The organism is Rhizobium sp. 01N447_2 (assembly GCF_056399245.1).
This window is the reverse complement of sequence record NZ_JBFTQY010000015.1, coordinates 1-26,158: the sequence shown is the minus strand read 5'-3', so window position 1 is coordinate 26,158 and position 26,158 is coordinate 1. Positions and strand designations below refer to the sequence as shown.

29 protein-coding genes and 1 tRNA gene are annotated in these 26,158 nt (G+C 60.0%); 20 read left to right on the top strand and 10 right to left on the bottom strand.

From position 1 onward, the window contains the following. Positions 1 to 10 precede the first annotated feature (10 nt). Positions 11 to 286, top strand: a complete 276-nt coding sequence (locus tag AC1ECN_RS12555; RefSeq protein ID WP_130672481.1) for a hypothetical protein — start codon at positions 11 to 13, stop codon at positions 284 to 286. A gap of 46 nt (positions 287 to 332) precedes the next feature. On the opposite strand, the gene AC1ECN_RS12550 is transcribed toward AC1ECN_RS12555, so the two are convergent. Next, positions 333 to 590, bottom strand: coding sequence for a YjhX family toxin (locus tag AC1ECN_RS12550; RefSeq protein WP_011651684.1), 258 nt, complete (start codon positions 588 to 590; stop codon positions 333 to 335). Between the two features lie 309 nt (positions 591 to 899). On the opposite strand from AC1ECN_RS12550, the gene AC1ECN_RS12545 reads away from it, so the two are divergent. Further along, positions 900 to 1,409 carry a GNAT family N-acetyltransferase gene (locus AC1ECN_RS12545; RefSeq protein WP_026237065.1) on the top strand — a complete coding sequence of 170 codons (510 nt, stop codon included), beginning with the start codon at positions 900 to 902 and terminating at the stop codon, positions 1,407 to 1,409. A 4-nt stretch (positions 1,410 to 1,413) separates the two neighbouring features. Here the strand turns inward: AC1ECN_RS12545 and AC1ECN_RS12540 are convergent, their stop codons facing one another. Then, positions 1,414 to 1,725, bottom strand: a complete 312-nt coding sequence (locus AC1ECN_RS12540) for a DUF1294 domain-containing protein (protein ID WP_130672482.1) — start codon at positions 1,723 to 1,725, stop codon at positions 1,414 to 1,416. Between the two features lie 129 nt (positions 1,726 to 1,854). Here AC1ECN_RS12540 and gatB point away from each other — a divergent pair, with 129 nt between their 5' ends. The 5 genes from gatB to AC1ECN_RS12515 all read left to right on the top strand — a co-directional run bounded on the left by gatB (position 1,855) and on the right by AC1ECN_RS12515 (position 5,394). Then, entirely contained in the window at positions 1,855 to 3,357 is a 1,503-nt protein-coding gene (gene gatB, locus AC1ECN_RS12535) for an Asp-tRNA(Asn)/Glu-tRNA(Gln) amidotransferase subunit GatB (RefSeq protein WP_130672483.1), read from the top strand. Positions 3,358 to 3,360: 3 nt separating this feature from the next. Next, positions 3,361 to 3,864 carry a GNAT family N-acetyltransferase gene (locus AC1ECN_RS12530; RefSeq protein ID WP_130664481.1) on the top strand — a complete coding sequence of 168 codons (504 nt, stop codon included), beginning with the start codon at positions 3,361 to 3,363 and terminating at the stop codon, positions 3,862 to 3,864. 4 nt (positions 3,865 to 3,868) lie between these two features. Further along, positions 3,869 to 4,342, top strand: a complete 474-nt coding sequence (locus AC1ECN_RS12525) for a GNAT family N-acetyltransferase (RefSeq protein ID WP_018073407.1) — start codon at positions 3,869 to 3,871, stop codon at positions 4,340 to 4,342. A gap of 103 nt (positions 4,343 to 4,445) precedes the next feature. Continuing rightward, the gene (locus AC1ECN_RS12520; protein WP_018073408.1) at positions 4,446 to 4,844 is read left to right on the top strand and encodes an NADH:ubiquinone oxidoreductase subunit NDUFA12; all 399 of its coding nucleotides are present in this window, start codon (positions 4,446 to 4,448) and stop codon (positions 4,842 to 4,844) included. Between the two features lie 115 nt (positions 4,845 to 4,959). Then, positions 4,960 to 5,394, top strand: a complete 435-nt coding sequence (locus AC1ECN_RS12515) for a DUF2155 domain-containing protein (protein ID WP_003539072.1) — start codon at positions 4,960 to 4,962, stop codon at positions 5,392 to 5,394. 112 nt (positions 5,395 to 5,506) lie between these two features. Here AC1ECN_RS12515 and aat read toward each other — a convergent pair whose 3' ends face one another. The 5 genes from aat to AC1ECN_RS12490 all read right to left on the bottom strand — a co-directional run bounded on the left by aat (position 5,507) and on the right by AC1ECN_RS12490 (position 9,432). Next, positions 5,507 to 6,121 carry a leucyl/phenylalanyl-tRNA--protein transferase gene (gene aat, locus AC1ECN_RS12510; RefSeq protein ID WP_024320679.1) on the bottom strand — a complete coding sequence of 205 codons (615 nt, stop codon included), beginning with the start codon at positions 6,119 to 6,121 and terminating at the stop codon, positions 5,507 to 5,509. A 7-nt stretch (positions 6,122 to 6,128) separates the two neighbouring features. Continuing rightward, entirely contained in the window at positions 6,129 to 7,484 is a 1,356-nt protein-coding gene (gene accC / locus AC1ECN_RS12505) for an acetyl-CoA carboxylase biotin carboxylase subunit (protein WP_018073412.1), read from the bottom strand. A gap of 4 nt (positions 7,485 to 7,488) precedes the next feature. Beyond that, positions 7,489 to 7,953, bottom strand: a complete 465-nt coding sequence (accB, locus tag AC1ECN_RS12500) for an acetyl-CoA carboxylase biotin carboxyl carrier protein (protein WP_018073413.1) — start codon at positions 7,951 to 7,953, stop codon at positions 7,489 to 7,491. 20 nt (positions 7,954 to 7,973) lie between these two features. Beyond that, a complete protein-coding gene (aroQ, locus tag AC1ECN_RS12495; RefSeq protein ID WP_018073414.1) occupies positions 7,974 to 8,411 on the bottom strand; it encodes a type II 3-dehydroquinate dehydratase in 438 nt (145 codons plus the stop codon). Between the two features lie 262 nt (positions 8,412 to 8,673). Further along, a complete protein-coding gene (locus AC1ECN_RS12490) occupies positions 8,674 to 9,432 on the bottom strand; it encodes a DsbA family protein (protein WP_018484901.1) in 759 nt (252 codons plus the stop codon). A 211-nt stretch (positions 9,433 to 9,643) separates the two neighbouring features. On the opposite strand from AC1ECN_RS12490, the gene AC1ECN_RS12485 reads away from it, so the two are divergent. Further along, positions 9,644 to 10,801, top strand: a complete 1,158-nt coding sequence (locus tag AC1ECN_RS12485) for a pyridoxal phosphate-dependent aminotransferase (RefSeq protein ID WP_018484900.1) — start codon at positions 9,644 to 9,646, stop codon at positions 10,799 to 10,801. A 39-nt stretch (positions 10,802 to 10,840) separates the two neighbouring features. Here the strand turns inward: AC1ECN_RS12485 and AC1ECN_RS12480 are convergent, their stop codons facing one another. Beyond that, positions 10,841 to 12,178, bottom strand: a complete 1,338-nt coding sequence (locus AC1ECN_RS12480) for a DUF2778 domain-containing protein (RefSeq protein ID WP_477953083.1) — start codon at positions 12,176 to 12,178, stop codon at positions 10,841 to 10,843. Positions 12,179 to 12,386: 208 nt separating this feature from the next. Next, a complete protein-coding gene (gene phaC, locus AC1ECN_RS12475) occupies positions 12,387 to 14,222 on the bottom strand; it encodes a class I poly(R)-hydroxyalkanoic acid synthase (RefSeq protein ID WP_477953147.1) in 1,836 nt (611 codons plus the stop codon). Between the two features lie 150 nt (positions 14,223 to 14,372). Between phaC and AC1ECN_RS12470 the strand changes: the two genes are divergently transcribed. The 5 genes from AC1ECN_RS12470 to recJ all read left to right on the top strand — a co-directional run bounded on the left by AC1ECN_RS12470 (position 14,373) and on the right by recJ (position 19,901). Continuing rightward, a complete protein-coding gene (locus tag AC1ECN_RS12470) occupies positions 14,373 to 14,786 on the top strand; it encodes a hypothetical protein (RefSeq protein WP_018073419.1) in 414 nt (137 codons plus the stop codon). 222 nt (positions 14,787 to 15,008) lie between these two features. Further along, the gene (locus tag AC1ECN_RS12465; protein WP_024320683.1) at positions 15,009 to 16,226 is read left to right on the top strand and encodes an LL-diaminopimelate aminotransferase; all 1,218 of its coding nucleotides are present in this window, start codon (positions 15,009 to 15,011) and stop codon (positions 16,224 to 16,226) included. A 61-nt stretch (positions 16,227 to 16,287) separates the two neighbouring features. Next, positions 16,288 to 17,613, top strand: coding sequence for a homoserine dehydrogenase (locus tag AC1ECN_RS12460; protein WP_018484895.1), 1,326 nt, complete (start codon positions 16,288 to 16,290; stop codon positions 17,611 to 17,613). A gap of 159 nt (positions 17,614 to 17,772) precedes the next feature. Continuing rightward, complete coding sequence (locus AC1ECN_RS12455) at positions 17,773 to 18,018, top strand: hypothetical protein (protein ID WP_018484894.1); 246 nt, start codon at positions 17,773 to 17,775, stop codon at positions 18,016 to 18,018. Positions 18,019 to 18,098: 80 nt separating this feature from the next. Then, positions 18,099 to 19,901, top strand: coding sequence for a single-stranded-DNA-specific exonuclease RecJ (recJ, locus tag AC1ECN_RS12450; RefSeq protein WP_130672486.1), 1,803 nt, complete (start codon positions 18,099 to 18,101; stop codon positions 19,899 to 19,901). A 49-nt stretch (positions 19,902 to 19,950) separates the two neighbouring features. Here recJ and AC1ECN_RS12445 read toward each other — a convergent pair. Continuing rightward, positions 19,951 to 20,025 (bottom strand) — tRNA-Glu (locus AC1ECN_RS12445). Positions 20,026 to 20,519: 494 nt separating this feature from the next. Here AC1ECN_RS12445 and AC1ECN_RS12440 point away from each other — a divergent pair. From AC1ECN_RS12440 to AC1ECN_RS12410, 7 genes are all read left to right on the top strand, one after another. Further along, positions 20,520 to 21,809, top strand: coding sequence for a tyrosine-type recombinase/integrase (locus AC1ECN_RS12440; RefSeq protein ID WP_477953080.1), 1,290 nt, complete (start codon positions 20,520 to 20,522; stop codon positions 21,807 to 21,809). 235 nt (positions 21,810 to 22,044) lie between these two features. Further along, positions 22,045 to 22,344, top strand: a complete 300-nt coding sequence (locus AC1ECN_RS12435; RefSeq protein ID WP_477953078.1) for a helix-turn-helix transcriptional regulator — start codon at positions 22,045 to 22,047, stop codon at positions 22,342 to 22,344. Between the two features lie 122 nt (positions 22,345 to 22,466). Further along, complete coding sequence (locus AC1ECN_RS12430; protein ID WP_477953076.1) at positions 22,467 to 23,114, top strand: hypothetical protein; 648 nt, start codon at positions 22,467 to 22,469, stop codon at positions 23,112 to 23,114. Further along, entirely contained in the window at positions 23,107 to 24,237 is a 1,131-nt protein-coding gene (locus tag AC1ECN_RS12425) for an AAA family ATPase (protein WP_477953074.1), read from the top strand. The genes AC1ECN_RS12430 and AC1ECN_RS12425 overlap by 8 nt, the downstream gene beginning before the upstream one ends. A gap of 250 nt (positions 24,238 to 24,487) precedes the next feature. Further along, a complete protein-coding gene (locus tag AC1ECN_RS12420; RefSeq protein WP_477953073.1) occupies positions 24,488 to 25,075 on the top strand; it encodes a terminase small subunit in 588 nt (195 codons plus the stop codon). Further along, positions 25,062 to 25,388, top strand: a complete 327-nt coding sequence (locus tag AC1ECN_RS12415) for a hypothetical protein (RefSeq protein ID WP_477953145.1) — start codon at positions 25,062 to 25,064, stop codon at positions 25,386 to 25,388. Before AC1ECN_RS12420 ends, AC1ECN_RS12415 begins: the two co-directional genes overlap by 14 nt. Before the next feature lie 100 nt (positions 25,389 to 25,488). Further along, a partial coding sequence (locus tag AC1ECN_RS12410; protein ID WP_477953071.1) for a recombinase family protein occupies positions 25,489 to 26,158 on the top strand: 670 nt, incomplete at its 3' end.

Sequence of the window (26,158 nt, the reverse complement as noted above, 5' to 3'; positions counted from 1 at the left end):
AGAAGGTTTTATGGCCAGCAATGATCTTGCGCAATTGATCGAGGCATTTGATCGCCTCTCTGCCGGCGGTTTCACCATGGGCGTGGAGTGGCAGGCGGTCCACGACATCTGCCAGCGCCAGGAAGGCGAACAGCCGTTCGACTGGGGCCACGCGCTTTGCCATCGCATCGAGGGCGACGACTGGAATGCCGATTACTGGTATCGCCGCGCCGGCAAGAGGCGCGGCACGGGCACGATGGCCGACGAGTGGTCGGCCATGCGGACGGAACTTTCTGCAAAAGCTTGAGGTCCCCTGACCGCGCCCCTTCGAGACACGATCAGGAGTGCTACGATTACCTGTTGTTCAGCTGCGACCTGACCAACCTCAGCCCTCTTTCTGTGATCCGGTAGGGCTGGCCGCCTGAGGACTTGATTGCCCTCAGGCGCTTCAGCCTGCGGAAGAGATCAAGATCGACGCCGGGATAGAGCCAGCCGTCGCGGGTGAAGCAACTGACCGCCTCGATCTTCCTGTCGTCGTCGCGGGTAATTTCAATGCGGCCGCCTTGGGCCATGAGATGCAGGATGCGCTGCTCCGTGCGAGAAATATCCATATGTTGAGATCCGGTGTCGCGCCCGGCAGGGCGCACAAAAACGATCTGGCGCTCATTCGAACGTCAGGGCTTCGTTTTTCGGGCCCATGCGCGCAAGCGAACTTGCGGGCAGGGCCTTTACCGGGTCTCAGGCAGGCTCAACATAAAACACCTCGATAGGGTTTATTATTCAGCCCGGAAAATTCGGTCAAGAGCGTGTTCTCAGCTCAAAACCAGTCGAAAACCTCACTTTTGCCCGATCATCCCTTTGGAGGTACTGGTAAATTCCGCGACTCAATGGTCTAGTTGAGGTGTAACGCGGAGGTGTCGTTGATCCACATTCGCAATGCCCGCGACGGTGAAGCGGAGCTATTGAGCGAGATCGGGCTGAGGGCCTGGCAAAATGCGATGGCGTCGATCGGCGAATCGGACGCGATGATCGATGCAGCGCGCAACGCCTTTCGGAACTTCGTGGAAAACGACTGGCTGACCATCACCGTCGTCGAGCAGAACGGCCAGGTCGCAGGCTGGGCGGCGCGCGAGGGATTGGACGAAACCATCTCGGATTTCTGGATCGATCCCGTCTTCACCCGCCAGGGTCTCGGTTCGGCCCTTCTCGTCCGCATCGAAAAGGAGATCGCCGATCAGGGCCTCGAGAAGGCGGCGATGCAGACCCATTCCGGCAATAGCGAGGCGATCGGCTTCTTCCGGAAGCACGGCTACAGCATCCATTGGCTCTCGGTCGCCTACAATCCGAAGCTCGATCGCGACGTGCCTTCTGTTGGACTGACGAAACAGCTCGTTTCGGATAGCCAAGGCGCGTATGGGCTGGAATTCTGATGCTTCAAAAATCCTGAAGAAGGAGAGGGCTCCATAACGGCAAGAAGGCGAGCACAGCAATCAGTGCGCCGTGCAGGATCAGGATCGCCGCCAGGATTGACCGGAACGGCTCCTTTCTCGTCTTGTGCCGCAGCAGCTGCTGTGCAGCCAGCGCGCCAAGGCTGCCGCCGATCAGCGCAAGGATGAGAAGCGTGCGCTCGCTGATGCGCCGCCTGCCGCGCCGCGCCGCCTGCTTGTCCATGAAATAGATCGAGAATACCGAGAGATTCAGCGCCAGAAACAGCAAGGCCCATTTGATAATATCGATCATCGTCATCGGAGAACCCTACCGTGGCTCCGTTAATGGACGGCAAAACCACGAAGCGCGCCACGGCGAAAGCCTTGCACCGGCACGCCATTTCCTTTACCTCACCATTGGAAAAGAACAGCCTGCAAAGAGCATCAGATGACCCTTGTCGACGTCCGCACGCCTGATCCGAAACGCTTCATCCCCGGCGCCACCGGCGACTGGGAAGTCATCGTCGGCATGGAAGTGCATGCCCAGGTGCTGTCCAATTCGAAGCTCTTCTCCGGCGCCTCGACGGAATTCGGCAAGCCGCAGAATTCGAACGTCTCGATGGTTGACGCCGCCATGCCCGGGATGCTGCCCGTGATCAACGAGGAATGCGTCAAGCAGGCTGTTCGCACCGGCCTCGGCCTGAAAGCCCAGATCAACAAGCGCTCCCTGTTTGATCGCAAGAACTATTTCTATCCCGACCTGCCGCAGGGCTATCAGATCTCGCAGTTCAAGGATCCGATCGTCGGCGAGGGCAAGATCGTCATTTCACTCGGGCCGGACCGCCAGGGCCAGTTCGAGGATATCGAGATCGGTATTGAGCGCCTGCACCTGGAGCAGGATGCCGGCAAGTCGATGCATGACCAGCACGCGACCATGTCCTATGTCGATCTCAACCGTTCCGGCGTTGCCCTGATGGAGATCGTCTCCAAGCCCGACATGCGCTCGTCCGACGAGGCCAAGGCCTATATGACCAAGCTGCGCTCGATCGTGCGCTATCTCGGCACCTGCGACGGCAACATGGACGAGGGCTCGATGCGCGCCGACGTCAACGTCTCCGTCCGCCGTCCGGGCGAGGATTTCGGCACGCGTTGCGAGATCAAGAACGTCAACTCCATCCGTTTCATCGGCCAGGCGATCGAATATGAAGCCCGTCGCCAGATCGGCATTCTGGAGGACGGTGGCAAGATCGATCAGGAAACTCGCCTCTTCGACCCGAACAAGGGCGAGACGCGCTCGATGCGCTCCAAGGAGGATGCGCACGACTATCGTTACTTCCCCGATCCGGATCTGCTGCCGCTCGAATTCGACGATGCCTTCATCAAGGCGCTCGAAGTGCATCTGCCGGAACTGCCCGACGACAAGAAAGAGCGCTTCGTGCGCGAACTCGGCCTGTCGATCTACGACGCCTCGGTGCTGGTTTCCGAAAAGGCGATCGCCGATTATTTCGAGTCGGTTGCCGCAGGCCGTGATGGCAAGACGGCCGCCAACTGGGTGATCAACGATCTACTCGGCGCGCTGAACCGCACCGGCAAGGACATCGAGCAGACGCCGGTTTCGCCGGCCCAGCTCGGCGCCATCATCGATCTCATCAAGGCAGAAACCATCTCCGGCAAGATCGCCAAGGATCTCTTCGAGATTGTGCTCAACGAGGGCGGCGATCCCGCCGAGATCGTCGAAGCGCGCGGCATGAAGCAGGTGACGGATACCGGCGCAATCGAAAAGGCCGTGGACGAGATCATCGCCGCCAATCCTGACCAGGTCGCCAAGGTCAAGGCGAAGCCGACCATGGCGGCATGGTTCGTCGGCCAGGTGATGAAGGCGACCGGCGGCAAGGCCAATCCGCAGGCCGTCCAGGCCCTCGTCAAGGCGAAGCTCGGCATAGAGGAATAAGCGGTGTATTTCGTCCGCACTGCCGGCGAGCGCGACCTGGAGAAGGTGCGCGCCCTGCTAGTGGAGAGCTTTCATGCCAGCTATGACAGCCTGCATGGCAGAGCCAGGGTGGCGGATCTGATCGCCGATCTCTTTTCGCCGGCGGCGCTGAAGACGCGCCTCGTGCGAAAGGATGCCGAATTCCTCGTTGCCGATGACGGCCGTAATATCGGCGGCATGGGGTATGCGGCAATGTCGCAGGCGTTGACGAAGACCGTCATGCTGCATCTCCTCTATGTCAGGCCGGCGCTGCAGCGCCAGGGTATCGGCCGCGATATCTTCGCCGAACTCGAAACCTGCTTTCCGGATGCGGAGATCATGCGTCTCGAAGTTGAACCGCAAAACGCTGCGGCGATCGCCTTCTATCGCACGCATGGCTTCACCGAGGTCGGACGTAACGAGAATAGCGGAGCCGGACAATCCGGCATTCCGGCGCTGATCTTCGAAAAACCACTCGAAGGGCATTGAGACTGTGGCGGTCGAGTTGCCCGACATTCTCATTCGTCCGGCGCGCCGGGAAGATCTGCCGGCGCTGGTGGCTATGTTTGCCGCCGACGCACTCGGCGGTCACGGCGATACCACGGAACCTGAAGCCTTCCCGGATTATCTCAGCGCCTTCGCCGTCATCGAGGCTTCGCCCGACCAGACACTTTACGTTGCAGAGCGTGGCGGCGAGGTCGTCGGCACGTTTCAAACGATGGTGACGACCTCGCTCACCGGCCGTGGCTCCTCGGCGATGATCATCGAGGCGGTGCAGACGCGCGCCGATATGCGCGGGCAGGGGGTCGGCGGACTGATGATCGAATTCGCCATTGCCGAGGCAAAAGGCCGCGGTATCGGGCGGGTTGCGTTGACCTCGAATGCGATACGCAAGGATGCCCATCGTTTCTATGAAAGGCTGGGCTTCAAGCCCTCGCATCTCGGCTTCAAGATGGCTTTGAAATGACCCGTGACTGTCGCGGAATCGCTGGACAATTCGGCTTGGCGACGGCATAAGCGAGGAAACGAATTCTGGTTTGGCTCGCATCTGGCGGGCACAAGGAAAAGACATGTGGAATCTTCTGGTTCAGACCTTTACCTGGTGGAACGGTCAGACGATGGGCACGCGTTTTGCGACCTGGCGTTTTGGCAAGCGCGTCGGCGAGGATGAATTCGGCAACGTCTACTACGAAGGCGGCATGTCCTCCTACGGTCTGCCGAAGCGTTGGGTGATCTACAAGGGTTATGCCGAAGCCTCCGCCATTCCGCCGGGCTGGCATGGCTGGATGCATCATCGCACCGATGTTCCCCCGTCCAAGGAAAACTACGTCGCCAAGGATTGGCAGAAGTCGCACCGGCCCAATCATACCGGTTCGCCGCAGGCCTATCGTCCGCCGGGCTCCATCGCCGTTCCGGGCGAACGTCCGCGCGTCACCGGCGATTACGACGCCTGGACGCCGGGCAACTGAGACGGCTCGACCGGGCGATCCCAAGACCCGGCTTTTGGCCACAATTGACCTTTACCCGCAGGTTGGCCGCGCTTGACCGCGGCTGTGAACTGAAAATGTCTGGAGACGGGTACATATGAAGCTCTTCACGCGGAACATGGTCCTGCGTGCCGCCGGATCGCTGCTGGCGCTCTCGGCCCTGCTTCCGCCAGTTGCGGCAAATGCCGCACGCATTGAAAATCCGGTAGCCGTCTTTTCCGGCCTCGACAAGATCACGGGCCGCATCACGACGTTCGATGTCTATGTCAACGAGACGGTACAGTTCGGTGCGCTGCAGGTGACACCGAAGGCCTGTTATTCGCGCGACCAGTCGGAAGCACAGAAGATCGACGGTTTCGTCGAGGTCGACGAGATCACCCTCGACCGCAAGATTCGCCGCATCTTCACCGGCTGGATGTTCGCCGCCAGCCCCGGCCTCAACGCCGTCGAGCACCCGATCTACGACGTCTGGCTGAAAGACTGCAAGGCAAACTCGGATGTCCCGGCTCCTGACGGTGCCAAGGCGAAATAGCTGCATCTTCGTTAGGCTGGCATCTCCCTATGCGCCTGATCCTCATGTGCCATCCGCAGGATCATCTCGGAGGATCGTCCCGCTCGATCAAACCTCCGTCGGATAATGATCGTCAGAAAGCCAGGTGCGGCGATTCCATCGCCGCAGCAAGCATCGCGGCGTAATCGGCCTTCGGAACGTCGATCGCTCCGAATGTTTTCAGGTGCTCGGTGGTGAACTGGGTGTCGAGCAGGGTGAAGCCCCTTTCCCGCAGCCGGTCGACCAGATGCACGAGGCAGATCTTCGAGGCATCCGTCCGGCGCGAAAACATGCTCTCGCCGAAGAAGGCCGATCCGAGCGAGACGCCGTAGAGGCCGCCGACCAGTTGATCGCCCTCCCAGGCTTCGACGGTATGGGCATGGCCCATGTCGAAGAGCGTCGAATAAAGCGATCTGATCGTCCTGTTGATCCAGGTGCTCGGGCGCCCGGAAGTTTCCTCCGCGCAGGCAGCGATKACCTGATCGAAAGCGTGATCGAAACGGATCTCGAAGGGTTTCTTGCGCACCGTCTTGGCAAGGCTTTTCGACACATGGAAATGGTCGAACGGCAACACGCCGCGCAGTTCCGGTTCGACCCAGAAGATCTCCGGGTCGTCGGCGGATTCGGCCATCGGGAAGAGGCCGATGGAATAGGCGCGCAGGAGAATGTCAGGGGTTATGCCTGGTGACTTCCTGCGCGATCCTGCCATTCCTGTCCTATGCCGCCGGTGTGTTGGCGAGGTAGTCTTCCAGCCAGTGGATGTCGTAGTCGCCGTTGGCGATATCCTGGTTGGAAACGAGATCCTGGAAAAGCGGCAGCGTCGTATTGATGCCGTCGACGACAAATTCGTCGAGCGCCCGGCGCAGGCGCATCATGCATTCGACGCGGGTACGGCCGTGCACGATCAGCTTGCCGATGAGGCTGTCGTAATAGGGCGGGATCTTGTAGCCCTGATAGGCGCCGGAATCGATGCGCACGCCGAGGCCGCCCGGCGCGTGGAAATGCGTGATCGTGCCGGGCGAAGGCACGAACGTGCGCGGGTGCTCGGCATTGATACGGCACTCGATCGCGTGACCGGAAAAATGCACTTCATCCTGTGTCACCGAGAGACCGCCGCCGGAAGCGACGCGGATTTGCTCGTGCACGAGGTCGATGCCGGTGATTGCTTCGGTGATCGGATGCTCCACCTGCAGGCGGGTGTTCATTTCGATGAAATAGAACTCGCCGTTTTCGTAGAGGAATTCGATCGTCCCGGCGCCGCGATATTTCAGCTTCTTCATGGCGTCGGCGCAGACCTGGCCGATCTTCATGCGCTGCTCGACGTTGAGTGCCGGCGAATTCGCCTCTTCCCAGACCTTCTGATGGCGCCGCTGCAGCGAGCAGTCGCGCTCGCCGAGATGGATGGCATTGCCTTCGCCGTCGCCGAACACCTGGATTTCGATGTGGCGCGGCTTGCCGAGATATTTTTCCATGTAGACGGCATCATTGCCGAAGGCGGCTGCCGCTTCGGTGCGCGCCGTCGACCAGGCCTCGATCAGGTCGGCCTCGCTCTTGGCGACCTTCATGCCGCGTCCGCCGCCGCCGGCCGTTGCCTTGATCAGCACGGGATAACCGATTTCGGCGGCCGTCTTCAGCGCATCCTCTTCGCTCTTCACTTCRCCGTCCGAACCCGGAACGACGGGAATGCCGAGTTCCAGCGCCGTCGTCTTGGCGGTGATCTTGTCGCCCATGATGCGGATGTGGTCCGCCGTCGGCCCGATGAAGGTGATGCCGTGGGCTTCGAGGATATCGGCGAACTTGGCATTTTCCGACAGAAAGCCGTAGCCTGGATGCACGGCATCAGCGCCGGTGATCTCGCAGGCGGCGACGATCTGGTGGATGTTGAGATAGCTCTCGCGCGAGGAGGGCGGACCGATGCACACACTTTCGTCGGCAAGGCGCACATGCATGGCATCAGCGTCGGCAGTGGAATGAACCGCGACGCAGGCGATGCCGAGCTCCTTGCAGGCCCGGAGCACGCGAAGGGCGATTTCCCCGCGATTGGCGATGAGGATTTTCGAAATCATGGGCATCGGCCTATTCGATGACGACGAGGGCTTGGCCGTATTCGACGGGATGTCCGTCATCGACGAGGATCTCGGTCACCTTGCCTGACTTCGGCGAAGGGATCTGGTTCATCGTCTTCATCGCTTCGATGATGATGAGCGTCTGGCCTTCCTTGACGGTTGCGCCGACTTCGATGAACGGACGCGCGCCCGGAGCCGGCGCCATGTAGACGGTGCCCACCATCGGTGCATTGACGACATTGGCCGGGTTGCGGCTGGGAGCTGCGGCCGGCGCGGCAGCAGCTGCCGGAGCCGCGGCTGCGGCAAAGGCCGGTGCTGCGATCGGCGCCTGGACATATTGCGGCGTGCCAGCGCGCGAAACGCGGATGCGCAGGTCATCCTGCTCGACCTCGATCTCCGTCAGATCCGTTTCGTTCAGAATATTGGCGAGATCGCGGATCAGTGCCTGGTCGATACCCGATTTCTTTTCAGCCATGGTGTTGCCCTGTCTTCTTCTTATGCCGTGATGTTCTTCAGCGCGTGGAGCGCCAGGATGTAGCTGTGAGGCCCGAAGCCGCAGATCACGCCCTTGCATGCCGGCGCGATCATCGACTTGTGGCGGAATTCTTCCCGTGCATGCACGTTGGATATGTGGAGCTCGATGACGGGAATGGAAATAGCGCGGATCGCATCATGCAGCGCGACCGATGTATGCGTATAGGCGCCTGCATTGATGGCAACGCCGGCGGCCTTTTCGTCTGCCTCATGGAACCAGTCCACAAGCGCGCCTTCGTGGTTGCTCTGACGGAAATCGATATCGAGGCCGAGTTCACGGCCGGCGGCCTTACAGTCTGCCTCGATGTCCTTGAGTGTCTTGCCGCCATAAATGCCGGGCTCTCGTTTGCCCAGCATGTTCAGGTTGGGGCCGTTCAGGACAAAAATCGTTTGCGTCATCGAATGTTCCGTAAAATGTACGACGGCAACCTATAGACTCCGCGAAGGCTGAATGAAAGCCCTTACGGATTGGCCAGCGACAATCGTGCCACATTTGTCCACATGGTTGAAACACTTCGATTTTGGCGATTTGATGGGCTGCCGGTCGCTCAAGCATGTCGCGCAAAAGTGCGCAGCGGTTTTGCGATAACGACATGCGCAAAGATAAATATCTAAAGTGCGAGGAGTGCAATCTGAAAGATTGCGACGCGCTTTGGTTTGCTCAGCAGGCGGTCTTGCCGCAGCTGCGCATGTTCTTGACCTTGGCTTCGAGATCGTCGAGCCCGACGGCGCCCGGCACCAGTTCGTTGCCGATCACATAGGATGGCGTGCCGCTGATGCCGAGACTGGAGGCGAGCTGGTAGGTCGCCTGGACGATACCGTCATTCGGGCTCTTTGCCATCTCGGCGCGGATCTTGTCCTCGCTGACGCCGAGCGAAGCGGCGACCGCGATCGCTGTTTCGTCAGAGGCGCGGCCTTCGGTGCCGAGAAGGGCGACGTGGAAATCGGCATATTTCTCCGGTGCCAGCTTGCGGAAAGCGTCGGCCACCTTGTGGGCGGCAACCGAATCCGGCCCGAGGATCGGAAACTCCTTGAGAACGAAACGGACGTTCTTGTCCTTCTTCAGCATCGCCTGCATGTCGGGAAGCGCATGCCGGCAGTAGCTGCAATTATAATCGAAGAACTCGACGACCGTCACATCGCCCTTGGGATTGCCGAGCGTAACGTCGTTCTTCGATTCGAAGATGTCGGTGGTGTTCTCTTCGATCGCCATATTGGCTTTCACCAACCGCTGGGCTTCCTGCTTCTTCTGCAGCGCATCCTGGACTTCGAGCATGATCTCAGGATTCTCGATCAGGTATTGCTTGATGAATTCGCCGAACTCCTTCTTCTGCTGGTCGTCGAGCGCTGCCGCCGGAAGCGGAAGGGCGATCGATGCGGCAAGCGCCAGAGCGGTGAAGGTCTTCGGGAAGAATGCCATGATATCCTCGTCATCGGCGGTGTGGTCGTCTTTTTGTCGAAAAGACGGTCGCCGGGTTAATGGACTTGAATGCGTCGCGTCAAGGTACGGTGCGTTCGGTTCAGCTCAAACAGGAATTTTTCATCTCCGCGCGACCCTCGCGGGATTGTGATGAGCCGATTAATGCGGCAATTGTCGGGCCACCATTGAAGAAGCTGAGCGAGAAACGATCTTGTTTTCCATATCGAAACGCAGCGAAGTCGAGCCTTTTCACGCCATGGACGTCTTGGCGGAGGCGACGAAGCGGCGTGCGGCCGGTCATCCCGTGATCTCGATGGCGGTCGGTCAGCCCTCGCATCCGGCACCCCAAGCGGCACTCGAAGCGGCGCGCACGGCCCTTGTCGAAGGCCGGATCGGCTATACCGATGCGCTGGGGACGGCGCGGCTGAAATCGGCGCTCGCCTGGCACTACAAGGATCGCCACGGCCTGGAGATCGATCCCACGCGTATCGCCATCACCACTGGTTCCTCGGCGGGCTTCAATCTCGCCTTCCTGTCGCTCTTCGATGCCGGTGATGCGGTGGCGATCGCAAGACCCGGTTATCCCGCCTATCGCAATATCCTCGGTGCACTCGGCCTGAAGGTTCTCGAAGTGCCCGTAACGGCCGAGACCCACTTCACCCTGACGCCGCAAAGTCTCGAGACAGCGCAGAAGGAAAGCGGCATGACGCTGAAAGGCGTGCTGCTTGCGAGCCCCGCCAACCCGACCGGCACGGTGACCGGCCGCGACGGGCTGAAGGCGCTTTCGGATTACTGTGCGGCCCATTCCATCGCCTTCATCTCCGATGAAATCTACCACGGGCTGACCTTCGCCGGCGAGGAGGCGAGCGCGCTGGAACTGACCGATGAGGCGATCGTCATCAACTCCTTCTCCAAATATTATTGCATGACCGGTTGGCGAATCGGCTGGATGGTGCTGCCGGAACGCCTGGTCCGGCCGATCGAGCGGGTGGCGCAGAGCCTCTACATCTCCCCGCCCGAGCTCTCCCAGATCGCCGCCACGGCCGCTCTTGGCGCTGGCGCCGAACTCGATCGTTATAAGGCAAGCTATGCCGCCAATCGTGATTTGCTGATGCGGCGACTGCCGCAGATCGGCCTTTCCATCGCCTCGCCGATGGACGGTGCCTTCTATGCCTATCTCGACGTCACCCGCTTCACCAATGACAGCATGGGCTTTGCCAAACGCATGCTCGCGGAAATCGACGTCGCTGCAACACCCGGTCTTGATTTTGATCCGCTGGAGGGAAATCGAACCCTGCGTCTGTCCTATGCGGGCTCGCAAGCGGAGATCGCCGAGGCGGTGGAGCGAATCGCAGCCTGGTTGAAGTAGCGCTCACGACCGGGCAAGCGGCAGTGCACTCTCCTATCGTCAGCTGCGCGACGAAAACAGCGAAGCAAACGTCGAGGACGGTTTGTTATTCAGCCGCGGCACCACCACGAGCTGCTTGATGTCGCCGCGCTTGTAGGCGGCGAGGAAGCGGCGGTAATCCTTGAAGGAGACGCAGCCATTGGAATCGCCGTTCTTGCCGAGCATATAGGTATGGGCGAGAAGGCCGACACGGTCATAGATGGCGTCCGAACCCTGAACCGGCGTCAGCCGCAGCGCCTCGACCCCATGGAAAAGGCTCTCGCGCACGGTGAGGACATAGGTGTGCGGCGGCGTTGGTCCGCGCATCTTCTTGTTCACGTAACGCGGGTTGTCGCGCATCTTGCCGAGCCCGGAATGCGCCTCGAGCCGTTCGCCGTTCGGCAGATAGACGGTGCTGTTTTCGATATCGTAGATCGCCACGCCTGCGCGCAGCTTCGGCGAGAAGACCGGCTTGTCGTAGCGCGGCACTGCGTCGTCCTCGTCATCCTCGATCGGCGAGTTCGGCTGGGCATAGGCAAGTGCAGGCTCGCCAGAGCGCTGCGAACCCTTGGAGGCCTGTGCCGGTTTGCCGATGAGGCCATCAGGACGTGCCATCGGCAGCGGCACGGAACCTTCGTCCGGCGCCAGCACGAGATCAAAGGGTGGCGCGTCGTCCGCGGCGGCAACGACCACCGGTGCAGGTTCCGAGGCGGGAATTGAGGCCGTTTTGACGGGAGATGCGGTTGGCTCGACCGGAGCCGGCGCGATTTGCCGGGATCCGGAATCGGCAAGCGCAAGCAGGGCCGGGAGTTCGGCTGCAGCGACCGCCTCCTTCGAGGGAACGATGATCCGGTCGCCGTCGTCTTCATCAGTCTCTGCCGAGGCGAGTTCGACCTGCGGCGCGATGACATCGTCCTTGCGGAATTTGACGCTGTCGGAAATCGCGGCCACGACCGGTTGCTCGGCGGCCATGGTGAGCCGATTGTTTTTTGTAAGAGCCGCCAACGCCGTTGCTGCGGCGGCGGTCTTTTCGGCATGGGATTGAATGAGGCTCGCCGTCAGCGGTACCGCCGKCTTCGCATCGAAGGCGGCAAGCCGGTCGGCCTTACCGACATGGATCAGCCTCTCATGGCGCGGTGAAGGCGCCACCTTCGGCGCAGTCGCCACCTCTGCCAGGCGATCCGACGGAGAATAGGGAGCGGCGATCGAGTGCATCGTCGCGAAGGTCGCGATCAGCCATGTCGAGGTCAGAAATCCGGCGCCAACAACACCGCAAATGAAACCGCGAGATCTGCGCCAACGGAAAGCAGATCTGCCAAGAGGGGTGACGTCATCGAACGTCCCGACCGCACACGCCATACTACACTCGTCTTTCAAACTCGCTACGCAGGCCGGCGGCACTGACTGACTAAACTTCGCCGGGGGCCGGTAAAGGCGCAAATGGGCCGAATTTAGACCAACCGCGACTTCCGACTGTTTCGCAAGGATGACGAATTATGGTTTCTAATTTGTTTACGGGGCGTTGCAGTTTTTCACGACGTCTCAAAAAGAGATGTGTTGGGGCTTCTCAGGCGCGCTCCATCACATAACTTCCCGGCGCTTCCTCGATCGCGTTCAACGCATCGCCGCCGGGTTTGCGGGCTGGCACGCGTCTGCCGTCATGCGTCTCGATCCAGGCCTGCCAATGCGGCCACCACGATCCCGGGGTCTCCGTCGCCTGCTCGAGCCAGCTCTCGTAGTCTCCCTTGGCCGGGCCGCCGGTCCAGAATTGATATTTCTTCTTGTCGGGCGGGTTGACGACGCCGGCGATATGTCCCGAGCCGGTCACGACGAATTCCACCTTGCCGCCGAAGAAATGGCTGCCGAGGAAGACGGACTTGGCAGGCGCAAYGTGATCCTCGCGGGTGGCGAGATTATAGATCGGGATCTTCACATCCTTCAGCGACAAGGACTTGCCGTCGAGGATCATCTCGTTCCGCGTCAGCGCGTTCTTGAGATAGCAATTGCGCAGGTAGAAGGCATGGTTTGCCGCCGCCATGCGGGTCGAATCGGCATTCCAGAACAAGAGGTCGAAGGGCAGGGGATCCTGGCCCTTGAGGTAGTTGTTGACGAAATAAGGCCAGATCAGCTCGGAAGCGCGCAGCATGTTGAAGGCCATCGACATCTTCGTGCCGTCGAGATAGCCGGCCCCCTGCATATGCTCCTCGAGCGTCGTAAGTTGCTCTTCGTCGACGAAGACCTTGAGGTCGCCGGCATGAGTGAAGTCGACCTGGGTGGTGAAGAGTGTCGCAGTCTTGATGCGCTTGTTCTTCTCCTTGGCATGCAGTGCAAGCGTCGCCGCCAGCAGCGTGCCGCCGACGCAGTAGCCGACGGCGTTGACTTCCTTTTCTCCAGTCGCCTTCTCGATTGTATCAAGCGCGAAATCGATGCCCTCACGGGCATAGGCCGCCCAGTCCTTGTCGGCGTGGCGTGCATCCGGGTTGACCCAGGAAATGACGAAGACGGTCTGACCCTGGTCGACGCACCACTTGATGAAGGACTTTTGCGGATTGAGGTCGAGAATATAGAACTTGTTGATCCAGGGCGGGCAGATCATCAGCGGCCGCTTCAACACCGTTTCGGTCGAAGCGTCGTACTGGATGATCTGGCAGATGTCGTTCTGGGCGATCACCTTGCCTGGCGTCAGCGCCATGTCCCGGCCGACGGCAAATTTCGTCATATCGGTCTGGCGAAGGCGAAGATCACCATGTCCGGCAGCGATATCCTCGGCCAGCATCTTCATCCCGCGCACCAGATTGGCGCCGCTGGTCGCGATCGTCTCCCGGTAGAGCTGCGGATTGGTGGCGATGAAGTTGCTGGGCGAAAGCGCTGCCGTGATCTGCTTCACGTAGAAGCCGGCCTTATGCTTGGTATGCTCGTCGAGGCCGTCGGTCTCCAACACCAGCTTTTCCACCCAGTCGGTGGTGACGAAATAGACCTGGCGGAGAAAATCGAAGAACGGATTCTTCTGCCAGTCCTCGTCCGAGAAACGCTTGTCCTTGCGGGTGTCCGGCTCGGGTGGCGTGAGATCGCCCTGCATGCGCTGCATTGAGCGCATCCAGATGCCGAAGAACGAGGACATCAGCTGCGTCTGCGCCTCGAAGGTGCGGCGCGGATCGGAGATCCAATATTCGGTGACCTTGGAAAGCGTCTTGACCATATCGGTCATTGGGTCGACGGCACTATTGGTGATCTCGCCGCGTTCGCGCGGCGCAAGCCAGGCAGACGCTGCTTGCCCGAGATTTTCGAGCGCCCGGGCAAAATTCATCGCCATGGCCTCGGGATCCTTCAATAGATAGGGATCGAGATCGGTCGCGTCGAAGCCGGCCTTGCCGCCATTCCCCTGCTTGCTGTCGGTCACCATTTCCTCCGGCGGCAGCACCACTCTTTTTATCCATTCGTTGTACATCGTGATCGAACGAGAAAACAAGTTCCACCCGCGTCGGCTCATGCTATTGCTTTGTGGCTGCGACAAATTTAACAGTCGACGCAATCAGAACTGGATTTTTGAGGCATGACAAAGAACGGCATTCGGCGCATCGCAATCCTCAACCGCACCGCACTGATCTGCGCCGCGGCGGCGATGGCGCTTGCCGGATGCAATCTGACGGCGGAACAAAAGGCCGCAGCCGCCGCCAAGCGAGCAGCACCCACCGCCGTCGTCATGCCGGCCACCAAGGGCGAGGCGGCCGAGGGCGGCCTTGCAAAATACCCGGACGGCTATCCGAATTTCGGCGCGCCGCTGACGGCTGCCAATGTCCAGATGAGCGACGAGCAGGCAGCCGAACTGCAGCATCAGCTGACGGCACTTGGCGCCCGGCGCAAGGCCGGCACGATCTCGGACGCTGAATATCAGGCCAAGGTCGCCGAAATGCGGCGTCTCGCCGCCGAGCACGGCACTGATACGCTGTCTGAAATCTCCAAATAGACCTTGCCTTTCAGGCAATTTGGACGCAAAGCCATTCCGAATGGATCGGAAGATGCAATTTTCCTGATAATGCGCATTATGCGGCCTTTCCGTCAAAGATTTGCCGCGTGGCTTGGGTCTGATGAATACGGCGTTGCGATTCTGAAGTTCGTGTCGCAGCCGCCGGAAGACGGAACGAACTTCGACTGCGGCCCGAAATGCCGCCTTTCCATGGGGAATGAGATGGAAGAGTTTCACAAAGTCCGGCGTTTGCCGCCTTACGTTTTCGAACAGGTCAACCGTTTGAAAGCAAGCGCGCGAGCGGGCGGCGCCGATATCATCGATCTCGGCATGGGAAACCCAGACCTTCCCACTCCCCAGTCGATCGTCGACAAGCTGTGCGAGGTCGTGCAGGATCCGCGCACGCACCGTTACTCGTCCTCCAAGGGCATTCCGGGGCTGCGCCGTGCCCAGGCCGCCTATTATGCCCGCCGTTTCGGCGTCAAGCTCAACCCGGATACGCAGGTCGTCGCCACCTTGGGCTCCAAGGAAGGCTTCGCCAACATGGCGCAGGCAATCACCGCGCCCGGCGATGTGATCCTCTGCCCGAACCCCACCTATCCGATCCACGCCTTCGGCTTCCTGATGGCAGGTGGCGTGATCCGCTCCATGTCGGTGGAGCCGGATGCGAGCTTCTTCGAACCGCTCGAACGTGCCGTCCGGCATTCGATCCCGAAGCCCTTGGCGCTGATCCTCAACTACCCCTCGAATCCGACGGCTTTTGTCGCGACGCTCGATTTCTACAAGGACGTCATCGCCTTTGCGAAAAAGCATGACATCATCGTGCTTTCCGACCTTGCCTATTCGGAAATCTATTTCGACGGCGCCCCGCCGCCGTCGGTTCTCGAAGTGCCGGGTGCGATGGACGTGACGGTCGAGTTCACCTCAATGTCGAAGACCTTCTCCATGCCCGGCTGGCGCATGGGCTTTGCCGTCGGCAACGAGCGGCTGATCGCCGCCTTGACCCGCGTCAAGTCCTATCTCGACTACGGGGCCTTCACGCCAATCCAGGTGGCGGCGACGCATGCGCTGAACGGCGATGGTTCCGACATTGCGGAAGTCCGCAACGTCTATAAACGTCGCCGCGACGTCATGGTCGAAAGCTTCGGCAAGGCCGGGTTCGAGGTGCCGCCGCCGGCTGCGACGATGTTCGCCTGGGCGAAGATCCCGGAAAAGTTTCGTCATCTCGGTTCGCTGGAATTCTCCAAGCTGCTGGTCGAGAAGGCCGACGTCGCCGTTGCCCCGGGCATCGGCTTCGGCGAAATGGGCGACGACTACGTCCGTCTGGCACTTGTCGAGAATGAACACCGCATCCGCCAAGCTGCGCGCAACATCAAGAAGTTCATGTCGACGGCAGACGAGACGATGCACAACGTCATCTCGCTGAACGCCCACCGCTAATCCAACTCTCGGGCAGCCGCGTTCGGCGGCTGCCGCCACACAGACATTTCAGGATCGATCCATGGCAGATGCCCTCAAAATCGGCATTGCGGGCTTGGGCACCGTTGGCGCCTCGCTTGTCCGTATCATTCAGCAGAAGAGCAACGAGCTTGCCGTCACCTGCGGGCGTCCGATCACCATCACGGCGGTCTCCGCGCGTGACAGGGCGAGGGACCGCGGCATCGATCTTTCTGCCGTTACCTGGTTCGACCGGCCGGAAGAGCTTGCCGAAAAAGGCGATATCGACGTCTTCGTCGAGCTGATGGGCGGCGCCGAAGGGGCGGCCAACGTCTCCGTGCGCACGGCGCTCCAACGTGGTCTCCATGTGGTTACAGCCAACAAGGCGCTGCTTGCCTATCACGGCGTCGAGCTTGCGACGATCGCCGAGGAGAAGGGTTCGCTGCTGAACTTCGAGGCAGCGGTCGCCGGCGGCATCCCGGTCATCAAGGCGCTACGCGAATCGCTGACGGGCAATTCCGTCTCGCGCATCTATGGCATCATGAACGGCACCTGCAATTACATCCTGACCAAGATGGAGAAGGAGGGGCTTTCCTTCGCCGAATGCCTCAAGGAAGCGCAGCGGCTGGGTTATGCCGAGGCTGATCCAGCCTTCGATATCGAGGGCAACGACACGGCCCACAAGCTTTCCATCCTGACGACGCTCGCCTTCGGCAATCAGATCGCCGCCGACGACATTTATCTCGAAGGCATCACCAACATCTCGATCGAGGATATCCACGCTGCCGCCGAGCTCGGTTATCGCATCAAGCTCTTAGGCGTTGCCCAGCGCACCGATACCGGCATCGAGCAGCGCGTTCATCCCACAATGGTGCCGGTCGATTCGGTCATTGCCCAGGTCGACGGCGTCACCAATGCGGTGGCGATCGAATCCGACGTGCTCGGCGAACTGCTGATGGTCGGCCCTGGTGCCGGCGGCAACGCCACGGCCTCGTCGGTGCTTGGCGATATCGCCGATATCGCCAAGAGCCAGCCGGGCGCCCAGCGCGTGCCGGTGCTCGGCCATCCCGCAGCGACGCTGGAGCCCTACCGCAAGGCGCAGATGCAGAGCCACGAGGGTGGTTATTTCATCCGCCTGACCGTGCTCGACCGCACCGGCGTCTTTGCCAGCGTCGCAACCCGCATGGCGGAAAACAACATCTCGCTGGAATCGATCGTCCAGCGCTCCAAACAGCATCTGGCGCCATCGCACCACCAGACGATCATCCTCGTCACCCACGCGACGACGGAAGAATCGGTGCGCAAGGCGGTCGCCTCGATCAAGTCGGAAGGTTATCTCTTCGGCGAGCCGCAGGTCATTCGCATCGAGCGGCCCAAAGAAGAAGGCTGAACCCCTTTCCATTGCCGGAGGACGTTGAGCCGCCCTGTCTCTGCAGGGCGGTTTTTCTGTTTTTTGTTCAACCCTCCGTTACAGAAGTCTATATTAACAGATACCGAAATATTGATATAATTAAACCATAGATGGTGAGTCGCCTGCGTGGAGAATTTCATGAGCAAGGACAGCCACGCCGGGAAGGGGTATGGCTGCCCGAGCGAGGTGCCGCCGGACCATCCTGATATGCTTGAGGAAATCCTCAAGCCTGCCTACCGTGAAATTCGTCAAGAGGTCTCTGATGAGGCTGATGACGAGGAAAACACGGAAGGCCGCAACTGGGCCATTCTGCTGACGCTGTTTTCGTTCCTGCTGGTGCAGTTCGCCGGCATCGCCATGATCATCTGGGCGGTGTTTTGGTAAAAATGCGTGTCTGCAAATCCACCGCTATGTTATCTCCGCTGCTCCTGTAGAAAGAGCAGATGAAGTCAGCGGAGTATGGCATGGCAGATCTCGTCGATCCGGTACAGCGCGCGTTTCTCGGCGTGGAGAAATCCGCGCTCGACAATCGTTGGGTGGCGCGGCTCGACCAGGCCGGGCAGAACCGTGCGCTGGCCATGTCGCAGATTCACGGACTGCCGGATCTGATCGCCCGGGTGCTCGCCGGGCGCGGCGTGACGGTGGACGAGGCGATCGAATTCCTCGATCCGACGATCCGCAGCCTGATGCCCGATCCCCATACACTGACCGATTGCGAAAAGGCTGCAACCCGGCTGGTGAGCGCAATCGAGCGCGGCGAAAGCGTTGCGATCTTCGGCGATTACGATGTCGACGGCGCGGCCTCCTCGGCGCTGATGTTCCGCTTTCTCAGCCATTTCGGCGTCAGGGCGACCATCTATATCCCCGATCGTGTCTTCGAAGGTTACGGCCCCAATCCGGCGGCGATCAACCAGTTGATCGACAACGGCGCCCAGTTGATCATCACCGTCGATTGCGGCTCCACCAGTCATGAGGCTCTGGCCGCCGCTGCCGCGCGCAATATCGATGTCGTCGTCATCGATCACCACCAGGTGACACATGAGCTGCCGCCCTGCCATGCGCTGGTCAACCCGAACCGCGAGGACGATCTCTCGGGGCAGGGGCATCTTTGCGCGGCCGGCGTCGTCTTCATGGTGCTGGTCGCGACGCTCAGGCTGCTGCGCGCAGCCGGCAATAAGCGCATCCTGGCGATCGACCTGCTGCAGTGGCTGGATATCGTGGCACTGGCGACGGTCTGCGATGTCGTGCCGCTGAAGGGGCTCAACCGTGCCTATGTGGTAAAGGGGCTGGTCGCTGCCCGGCACCAGAGCAATGCCGGGCTTGCCGCACTCTTCCGCATGGCGGGGCTCGCGGGTCCCGTGACCCCCTATCATTTCGGCTTCCTGATCGGCCCGCGCATCAATGCCGGCGGGCGGATCGGCGACGCGGCACTCGGAAGCCGGCTGCTGACGCTCGACGATGCCGGCGAGGCGGAGGTGATCGCGCAGCGTCTCGACGAACTCAACCGCGAACGTCAGGCGATGGAGGCGATCATGCTGCAGGAGGCGGAAGCCGAGGCGCTCGCCGAATATGGTGACGGCGAGGGCGCCTCCGTCATCGTCACCGCCCATGAGAAATGGCATCCCGGCATCGTCGGGCTGATCGCGGCGCGGCTGAAAGAGAAATTCAAGCGCCCGGCCTTCGCGATCGCCTTCGATCCATCCGGCCGCGGCACCGGCTCGGGCCGCTCCATCAACGGCTTCGACATGGGCAGAATGGTGCGGTCTGCGGTCGACGAAGGGATACTCGTCAAGGGCGGCGGCCACGCGATGGCCGCGGGGCTGACGGTCGAGCGCGCCAATCTCGGCAGGCTGAGAACCTTCTTCACGGAGAAGGCGGCAAAAACGGTGGCCGGCCTCGTGGCCAACGAAACCCTGAAGATCGACGGTGCGATCGGTGCAAGCGGCGCCACGCTCGAACTCATCGACCGTCTGGAGGCCGCCGGCCCCTACGGTTCTGGCCATGCACAGCCGCTTTTTGCCGTGCCGGCCCATCGTCTGCGCGATGCCCGCCTGGTCGGCGAGAAACATGTGAAGGTGACGCTGGAGGCCATGGACGGATCGCGGCTCGACGGCATCGCCTTCCGCGCCGCCGATACGCCGCTTGGCAATCTTCTCATCAATTCACGCGGCGCCAGCCTGCATGTCGCCGGTTCGCTCGGTGCCGACCACCACCAGGGTGCACGCCGCATCCAGCTGCGCGTCTGCGATGCAGCGCCGGCGAAATAGAGTGGTCGCGCAAGAGCGCTGACGATCTGAAGTGTCAAGGGAGAGAAAGTGGTACGCCCTAGGGGAGTCGAACCCCTCTTCCCAGAATGAAAATCTGGTGTCCTAACCGATAGACGAAGGGCGCTTCCTTCGTGGTGGCGCCCTTATAGTCAGCGCCTTCGAAGGCCGCAAGCGCCAAGGCGCGAAAAAAACATCGTTTTCGCCGATTTATTTGCCGCTGTGGAAAATCGAGGCTCAAGCTACGGCGGAGCGGAGGTCAAGCCGGCGGGTTAGGATGAGCAGCGTCGCGCGAACCCGAAGGGTTCTCCTCGAAAAGACTCATAGGCCCTGCCAATGTCGATCGAAACGGATGACGATGGCCTATCATCAGGAGTGGTACGCCCTAGGGGAGTCGAACCCCTCTTTACAGAATGAGAAGGTCTTTCCAGTCGCTGTCATAGCGGGCCGGAACGTGTCAAAACTACCGACGACTTTGAAATCATTTGACTTTATTGTGTCGTATTCTGTAAAGATGTGCCAAGCAGTGACCGATTGAACTGCCCCCGAACTGCCCCCGTCAAACGCATTCTGTAAAGACCAGCTGGTCGCAGCGGACCACAACCATATGGAGAGTTCTCTGTGAAGATCAAGCTGACCCCCGATTTCGTCAAGAACGTCGAGCCGGAAGAGGGCAAGCGGCTGGAGTTCCGCGACACCGCGGAGCGCGGTTTGGTCCTCCGCGTGACCGAGACCGGCAATAAGTCATGGTCCATGCGCTACGATGCACCAGACGGAACGATGCGCCGCAAAACCTACCAATACCCGGCGACCGGTCTGTCGCGTGCGCGCGAACTAATTCGCAAGCTGAAAGGGCAGGTGACCGAAGGCCGCGACGTGATAGCCGAAGAGCGCAAGGCCAAGGCCGATGCGAAAGCTGACGCGGCAAGGGAAACACTATCGAACGTGGCGACCGCATACTTCGCTGCGTGCTTGGTCGGAACCCAGCGTATCGGCAAGAAAGTACGCATCAAGGCACCGGGGACTTTGGCGAATGAGAAGCGTGTCTGGAAAACTGACATTGAGCCAAAGTTTGGCAAGCGCCTGGTCGCGACCTTGGAGAAGAAAGAAATCATTCAGTGGGTCGATACGCTAACAAACCGTTCGCCGTCCGCTGGTCGCGCTGGGTTCCACCTCTTACGGCAAGTGCTCAACTTCGCCGTAACCCGCGACATCATTCCGATGAACCCAGCGCCGCACGTCGCCGTAAAAGAGGCGGAGCCGCGCAAGCGCTGGCTTACTGACGATGAGCTTCGCAAAATTTGGGCACTGCTGAACGACATCGAGGCGCGGGCCGAAGTCGAAATTTCTGACGAAATGGCGCTCTTGCTGCAAATGATGTTGGTAACGCCGCTGCGCGCCTCGGAAGTTGCCGGAATGGCATGGGCGGAAATCGACGGCGACGTTTGGACTGTCCCGGCGCTGCGCATGAAGGGGAAGCGCGAACACGTCATGCCACTTTCAAAACCGGCGATCGCCATCTTGGCGCGCGCTCGGCAAGTCGTAGCCGACGACGAGTTGGTGTTTCGTTCGACGCGGACGGGACGGCGATTGCACGCCGCGTCCATCGGTGCCGCCTTCAAGCGGATTGTCGAGCATCTGAAAATCCCGCGAGCTACGCCGCACGATTATCGGCGGACGTTTTTGACCAACGTCTGTGGCGAACGCGTCGGCATACCGCGCGCGCTCGGCAAGCTTCTGTTGGCACATGCCGATCATGATGTCGCGGCGGTTCACTACGATATGAATTCGTACTTGCCAGAAAAACGACGAATTGCCGACGCGTGGGCTGGATTGCTGATGAGCATCGTTGCGGAGACGCCACGCGACGGTGGCGGCAAGGTGATAGAATTTCCACGCAGGCGTGCGTGACCCTCAAAAAATGAAGGCCTTAAAAACACACCAGCGGCAACCATTTTTTAAGCCTACTGGCAACCCTCTCTTTAAGCCTGTCAGCACCTAAATCGCTGATTTAGAAGCACTCAAGCCAGAACGATTTTAAGCCTTTGGTTTAAAAGCGTTTTTTTAATATTAGGGCTTGCCGAAGCTCTCCCAAATCAATCATGCTTGGCACACATAGGCAAAGCTAAGCAGGGAGATGCACAAAATGGCAGGCGACAAATTGCTTAGGCCAAAGACGGCCGCCGCCAAGCTTGGACTAGGTGTTAGGACGTTTTACCGCGAAATCAGCCTTGGCAATCTTCCCAAGGGTATTCCGATAACCGACCGCGCTGTCGGCTGGCGCGAGAGCGTTATCGAGCAGGTTATTGCTGACCGCGAAGCCGGTAAACGTTCCTCGACCGATAGTGTCGCTTCGGAACGGCGCAAACCCGGACGGCCGAGAAAGCTCCCCGTCGCCGACGACGCCGACACCGCTGAGAACACAGCGGCAGATCGACATGCATGATGAAACCCACCGACGTTGCGCAGCGGTGGGTTCCTTCATTCCGGTTATGCTTGATGTTAGGGCCAAAAGCATACCCCCACCGCTAATTACGCGCAACTTCGGCACACCAATGGTGATGCACGATGGCCCACGATCTCGAATTCCACCAGTCTTGCTCTGACCGGCAGCGCATCGTCAGCCGGGTGCCAGCAACTATCCGCCGCATCGACCAGTCCCGCCGCGATTTCGAGCGCGAGACGCAATCCCGGCGTCGCCTGCTGCAATTGATCAATGCCGATATTGAATACCGTCTGGCGCGACTGCCTGATCTGATGATGAARGCTATAGAGCAACAATGGCAACGGCTCTCCGCTTACCATCGGGAGGCCAACAATCGCTATCAAAGACGGTTTCGGAAACCGCCCCCGCGCACCGTGACACCCGTTGCCGCCGATCCCGGGGACTGGCGGGCATACCATTGGCAACTCGATAGTGGCCATCGCCCGCTTTCGAATATTCACAACGCAGTAGCTGCCTTGCGTGAAAGCCCGACGTTGTCCGGCATCATCGCCCTTGACGAAAGTCAGAACCGCATTCTGCTCAGGGGCCCCTTACCGCTGGCCCGTTGGGAGACTTTTAATTTCGAGATGCGGCGGCTCAAGGATACCGACCTGACCGGACTACTCGAATATCTACAAAGCATTGGCCTTGCCACGCTGTCGCGGGACGATTGCGTCGCCGCCGTGCGGCTGGTTGCCCGTGAAAACGCATGGTGGCCCGACAATGAATGACACGGGCGTGCACACCCATTTTCTCATCCCTACGCGCGCATCGGAGCTTGCAAACGTGACACCGGCCCCGCTCGAATTCATCGATAGCCTCGACCTCTTTGTGAAGGGTGAGCTTAACTATTTCATGGGTGCCGGGGCGGCAGGAAAAACCACGCTGATGGTCCAGCTTGCCGCCGCCGTTGGGCTTTCAGAGMGAGCCCATCCGGGCCCCGCACTGTGGCTTGAAAAGCCAGTTACCACACGTGGCCCGGTCATGTTCGTTTCAGCTGAGGACGACACGAACGCCCTGCACCGCAAGCTTTTGGACGTGTGCGCCGCTCTCGCTGTGGGTCTTGAAGACCTGCCCAACGTCATCCTCCACGACCTCGCCAAAGAGGATGACAAGGTTCTTCTCGCAAGCGCGGCTCGCGGCAGACCGGTACGGAAGACAAAGCTTTTCGATGCGCTTGAGAACTCGGTGGCAACAATCAAGCCTGTGCTGATTATCATAGACAACAGGGCGCAAGTCGTGATGGCTGACGAGATCGACCGCAACGTTGCGACAGCTGTGGGGAACAAATTCCGCGCTCTTGCTGCCAAGTCCGGGGCCACCGTCATCCTTCTAGGCCACCCCAGCGTGGCTGGCATGAAGACGGGCTCTAGCGGCTCGACAGGCTGGAACAATACCGTGCGCAACACTGTGTTGATGACCAAGCCAGAAGGCGACGACGAGGATTACGATGCCATAGTGGATGATGGCAAGCGGCAGTTGATCGTCCCCAAGTCCAACTATGGGCCTATGGGCTTGCGCGCTAACCTGCAATGGCGTGCTGGCGTCTATTGCTGCACCGACAAGCCGGAACGGCCCGACGAGGGCATTGGCAAGGACGCCAAGGCCGAACGCGTGTTCTTGAAGCTGCTTGGGGTATTCGGCCGCCGGGGAACAAAGCTTTCCAACAGCCCTAACAGCACCGCTTACGCGCCACGCTTGTTTGCCATGGACGACGGGCGGGAGCGGCTAAGTCGGCGCGAATTCGAGCGCGCCATGAACCGGCTTCTCGACGCCGGGAAGCTGGAAATCGTGACGCTTTATCCCGGCACCCAGAAGGAAAAACAGATCATAAAGGCCGCAAGCAATGATTGATAAACACCAATCAACGGTAGGTCATGGTGTGTGTCACGTCGGGGTGTCATGGTGTACCCCCCAAGCTGTTGATATCGCTTCACTATCGCCGCGTCATGGTCTGTGTGTATATACTACGTATATAGGGCGCCTCTGGCTGGCCCCCATTTTGCGTAGACGCTGGCCACGCTAGGCTAGCCTCGCCATTGGCCAGCTTATCCTCCCGCAATCCACCGTTGGCGAGCCTGCCCCAACCGGAGTATCGTGCGTCATGCCACCTCTTTCGAACCAACGCCATGAAGGTTTCGCCCGAGCCATCTGCCGGGGCGAAAGCGCGTCCAAAGCCTATTCCGGCATCTATCACGTCACTGACCGAACGGCTGAGGTGAACGGCTCAAAGTTGCTGAGAAATGCTGTGGTCGCCGAACGCATCATGGAACTGCAGGGAGCGGCGGCCCAGCGGACCACAAAAACAGTCGAAAGTCTGGTTGCCGGCCTCGACGAAATCATTGCGTTTGCAAGGCAATGCGGCAATCCGACCGCCATGGTTGCCGCCGTCAATACCCAAGCAAAACTGCTTGGTTTGATGATTGATCGAAGCGAAACGACCGTGTTGCAGAGGCCAGCACCCTTGCCGACTAAAGTCCTCGAACTTTCCGAAAGCGAATGGATCGCCCAATTCGGCAAAGGACCGGGCCCACGGCCCGCGCTCACCGATGGGGCCAAGCAGCGGAAAGCCGAGGCGCGGAAATTGGGCGACGCGGGCAATCGGCGTACCGTAGAGCCGCCCATCACATGGGATATCGAGACGGACGAGATAAAGGCCAGAGGAGTGATAGGGCTTGATGACGATGATTGACGAACGCACCCCAATCACCCGGGAAGGCATAATCGCTGATCTTCGAAGGTTAGCCGATCTGGCGGAAGCGAGCGGCGACAGGATTTCAGCCGTCAAGGCGCTGAAACTTGCATGGCGCATCGAGCACCGCTCTCCTGCCAATCCCGTGCCGCCTTCTATCGACCCCATCATCGAAGTTTGCGAGGCGATTGCCCCGCTCGTGTGCCGGTTCATCCCGAAAGCTGGTGCAAGCCTTTCAGTGACCCTTGCTGACCTTCGTCGATACCGCTTCGGACTGGTCGCGGCAGAGCGGGAAAGCGCCACCATTCATTGATAGTCATAACCAACCGTGGCAGACGCAACGATCGTTGACATGTGCCACACTGGAGGATATTGGTATGCATATGTGAAACATCTAATGATGAAACCGCCTGATGAACGCCAAGAAGTCCACCAAATTTGTGATCTACACCCGTGTTTCCACCAAGGAGCAAGGCCGGTCGGGGCTGGGTCTGGAAGCGCAGGAACGCGACATTGCCCTCTTCCTTGAAAACCATCCGGGCGAGGTCATCGGCCGCTTCTCTGATGTCGGTTCCGGCGCCGATACGCACCGGCCGGAATTTCAGCGGGCGCTCAAGCTCACGATGAAGGAAAAGGCGGTGCTCTTGGTCGCCAAGCTCGACCGCTTGAGCCGTGATGTCGCTGATATCGCCAGCCTCATGAAGTCGATCCACTTCAAGGTTGCCGTCATGCCGGATGCCGATGAATTCCAACTGCACATATATGCCGCGCTCGCAGAGCAGGAGCGCCGGTTCATCAGCCAGCGCACCAAGGCCGCACTTGCCGCTGCCAAAGAGCGCGGGGTCAAGCTTGGCGGCTATCGCGAGGGTTCTTTGCAGAATGCTAATATACAGCGCACTCACGATGCCATGAGCTTCGCAACGAAGACCTATCCAATCGTAAGGGCGTTTCTGGGTGAAGGCCTATCATTCCGGCAGGTGGCCGATAGGCTTACTGCAAGTGGGATYGCCACACCGAGTGGCGGCAACTGGGATGCAAAGGCAGTAACGCGCCTAATCAAGCGCATGGAGAGTGCTGCACCAG

Excerpts from the sequence above, each read along its gene's own strand:
- AC1ECN_RS12455 (WP_018484894.1), top strand. The coding sequence starts at position 17,773 with ATGAGCAAGGACAGCCACGCCGGGAAGGGGTATGGCTGCCCGAGCGAG.
- AC1ECN_RS12540 (WP_130672482.1), bottom strand. The coding sequence starts at position 1,725 with ATGACGATGATCGATATTATCAAATGGGCCTTGCTGTTTCTGGCGCTG.
- AC1ECN_RS12460 (WP_018484895.1), top strand. The coding sequence starts at position 16,288 with ATGGCAGATGCCCTCAAAATCGGCATTGCGGGCTTGGGCACCGTTGGC.
- recJ (WP_130672486.1), top strand. The coding sequence starts at position 18,099 with ATGGCAGATCTCGTCGATCCGGTACAGCGCGCGTTTCTCGGCGTGGAG.
- AC1ECN_RS12435 (WP_477953078.1), top strand. The coding sequence starts at position 22,045 with ATGGCAGGCGACAAATTGCTTAGGCCAAAGACGGCCGCCGCCAAGCTT.
- AC1ECN_RS12415 (WP_477953145.1), top strand. The coding sequence starts at position 25,062 with ATGACGATGATTGACGAACGCACCCCAATCACCCGGGAAGGCATAATC.
- AC1ECN_RS12470 (WP_018073419.1), top strand. The coding sequence starts at position 14,373 with ATGACAAAGAACGGCATTCGGCGCATCGCAATCCTCAACCGCACCGCA.
- AC1ECN_RS12465 (WP_024320683.1), top strand. The coding sequence starts at position 15,009 with ATGGAAGAGTTTCACAAAGTCCGGCGTTTGCCGCCTTACGTTTTCGAA.
- gatB (WP_130672483.1), top strand. The coding sequence starts at position 1,855 with ATGACCCTTGTCGACGTCCGCACGCCTGATCCGAAACGCTTCATCCCC.
- AC1ECN_RS12420 (WP_477953073.1), top strand. The coding sequence starts at position 24,488 with ATGCCACCTCTTTCGAACCAACGCCATGAAGGTTTCGCCCGAGCCATC.
- AC1ECN_RS12555 (WP_130672481.1), top strand. The coding sequence starts at position 11 with ATGGCCAGCAATGATCTTGCGCAATTGATCGAGGCATTTGATCGCCTC.
- AC1ECN_RS12515 (WP_003539072.1), top strand. The coding sequence starts at position 4,960 with ATGAAGCTCTTCACGCGGAACATGGTCCTGCGTGCCGCCGGATCGCTG.
- AC1ECN_RS12550 (WP_011651684.1), bottom strand. The coding sequence starts at position 590 with ATGGATATTTCTCGCACGGAGCAGCGCATCCTGCATCTCATGGCCCAA.
- AC1ECN_RS12490 (WP_018484901.1), bottom strand. The coding sequence starts at position 9,432 with ATGGCATTCTTCCCGAAGACCTTCACCGCTCTGGCGCTTGCCGCATCG.
- aroQ (WP_018073414.1), bottom strand. The coding sequence starts at position 8,411 with ATGACGCAAACGATTTTTGTCCTGAACGGCCCCAACCTGAACATGCTG.
- accB (WP_018073413.1), bottom strand. The coding sequence starts at position 7,953 with ATGGCTGAAAAGAAATCGGGTATCGACCAGGCACTGATCCGCGATCTC.
- AC1ECN_RS12520 (WP_018073408.1), top strand. The coding sequence starts at position 4,446 with ATGTGGAATCTTCTGGTTCAGACCTTTACCTGGTGGAACGGTCAGACG.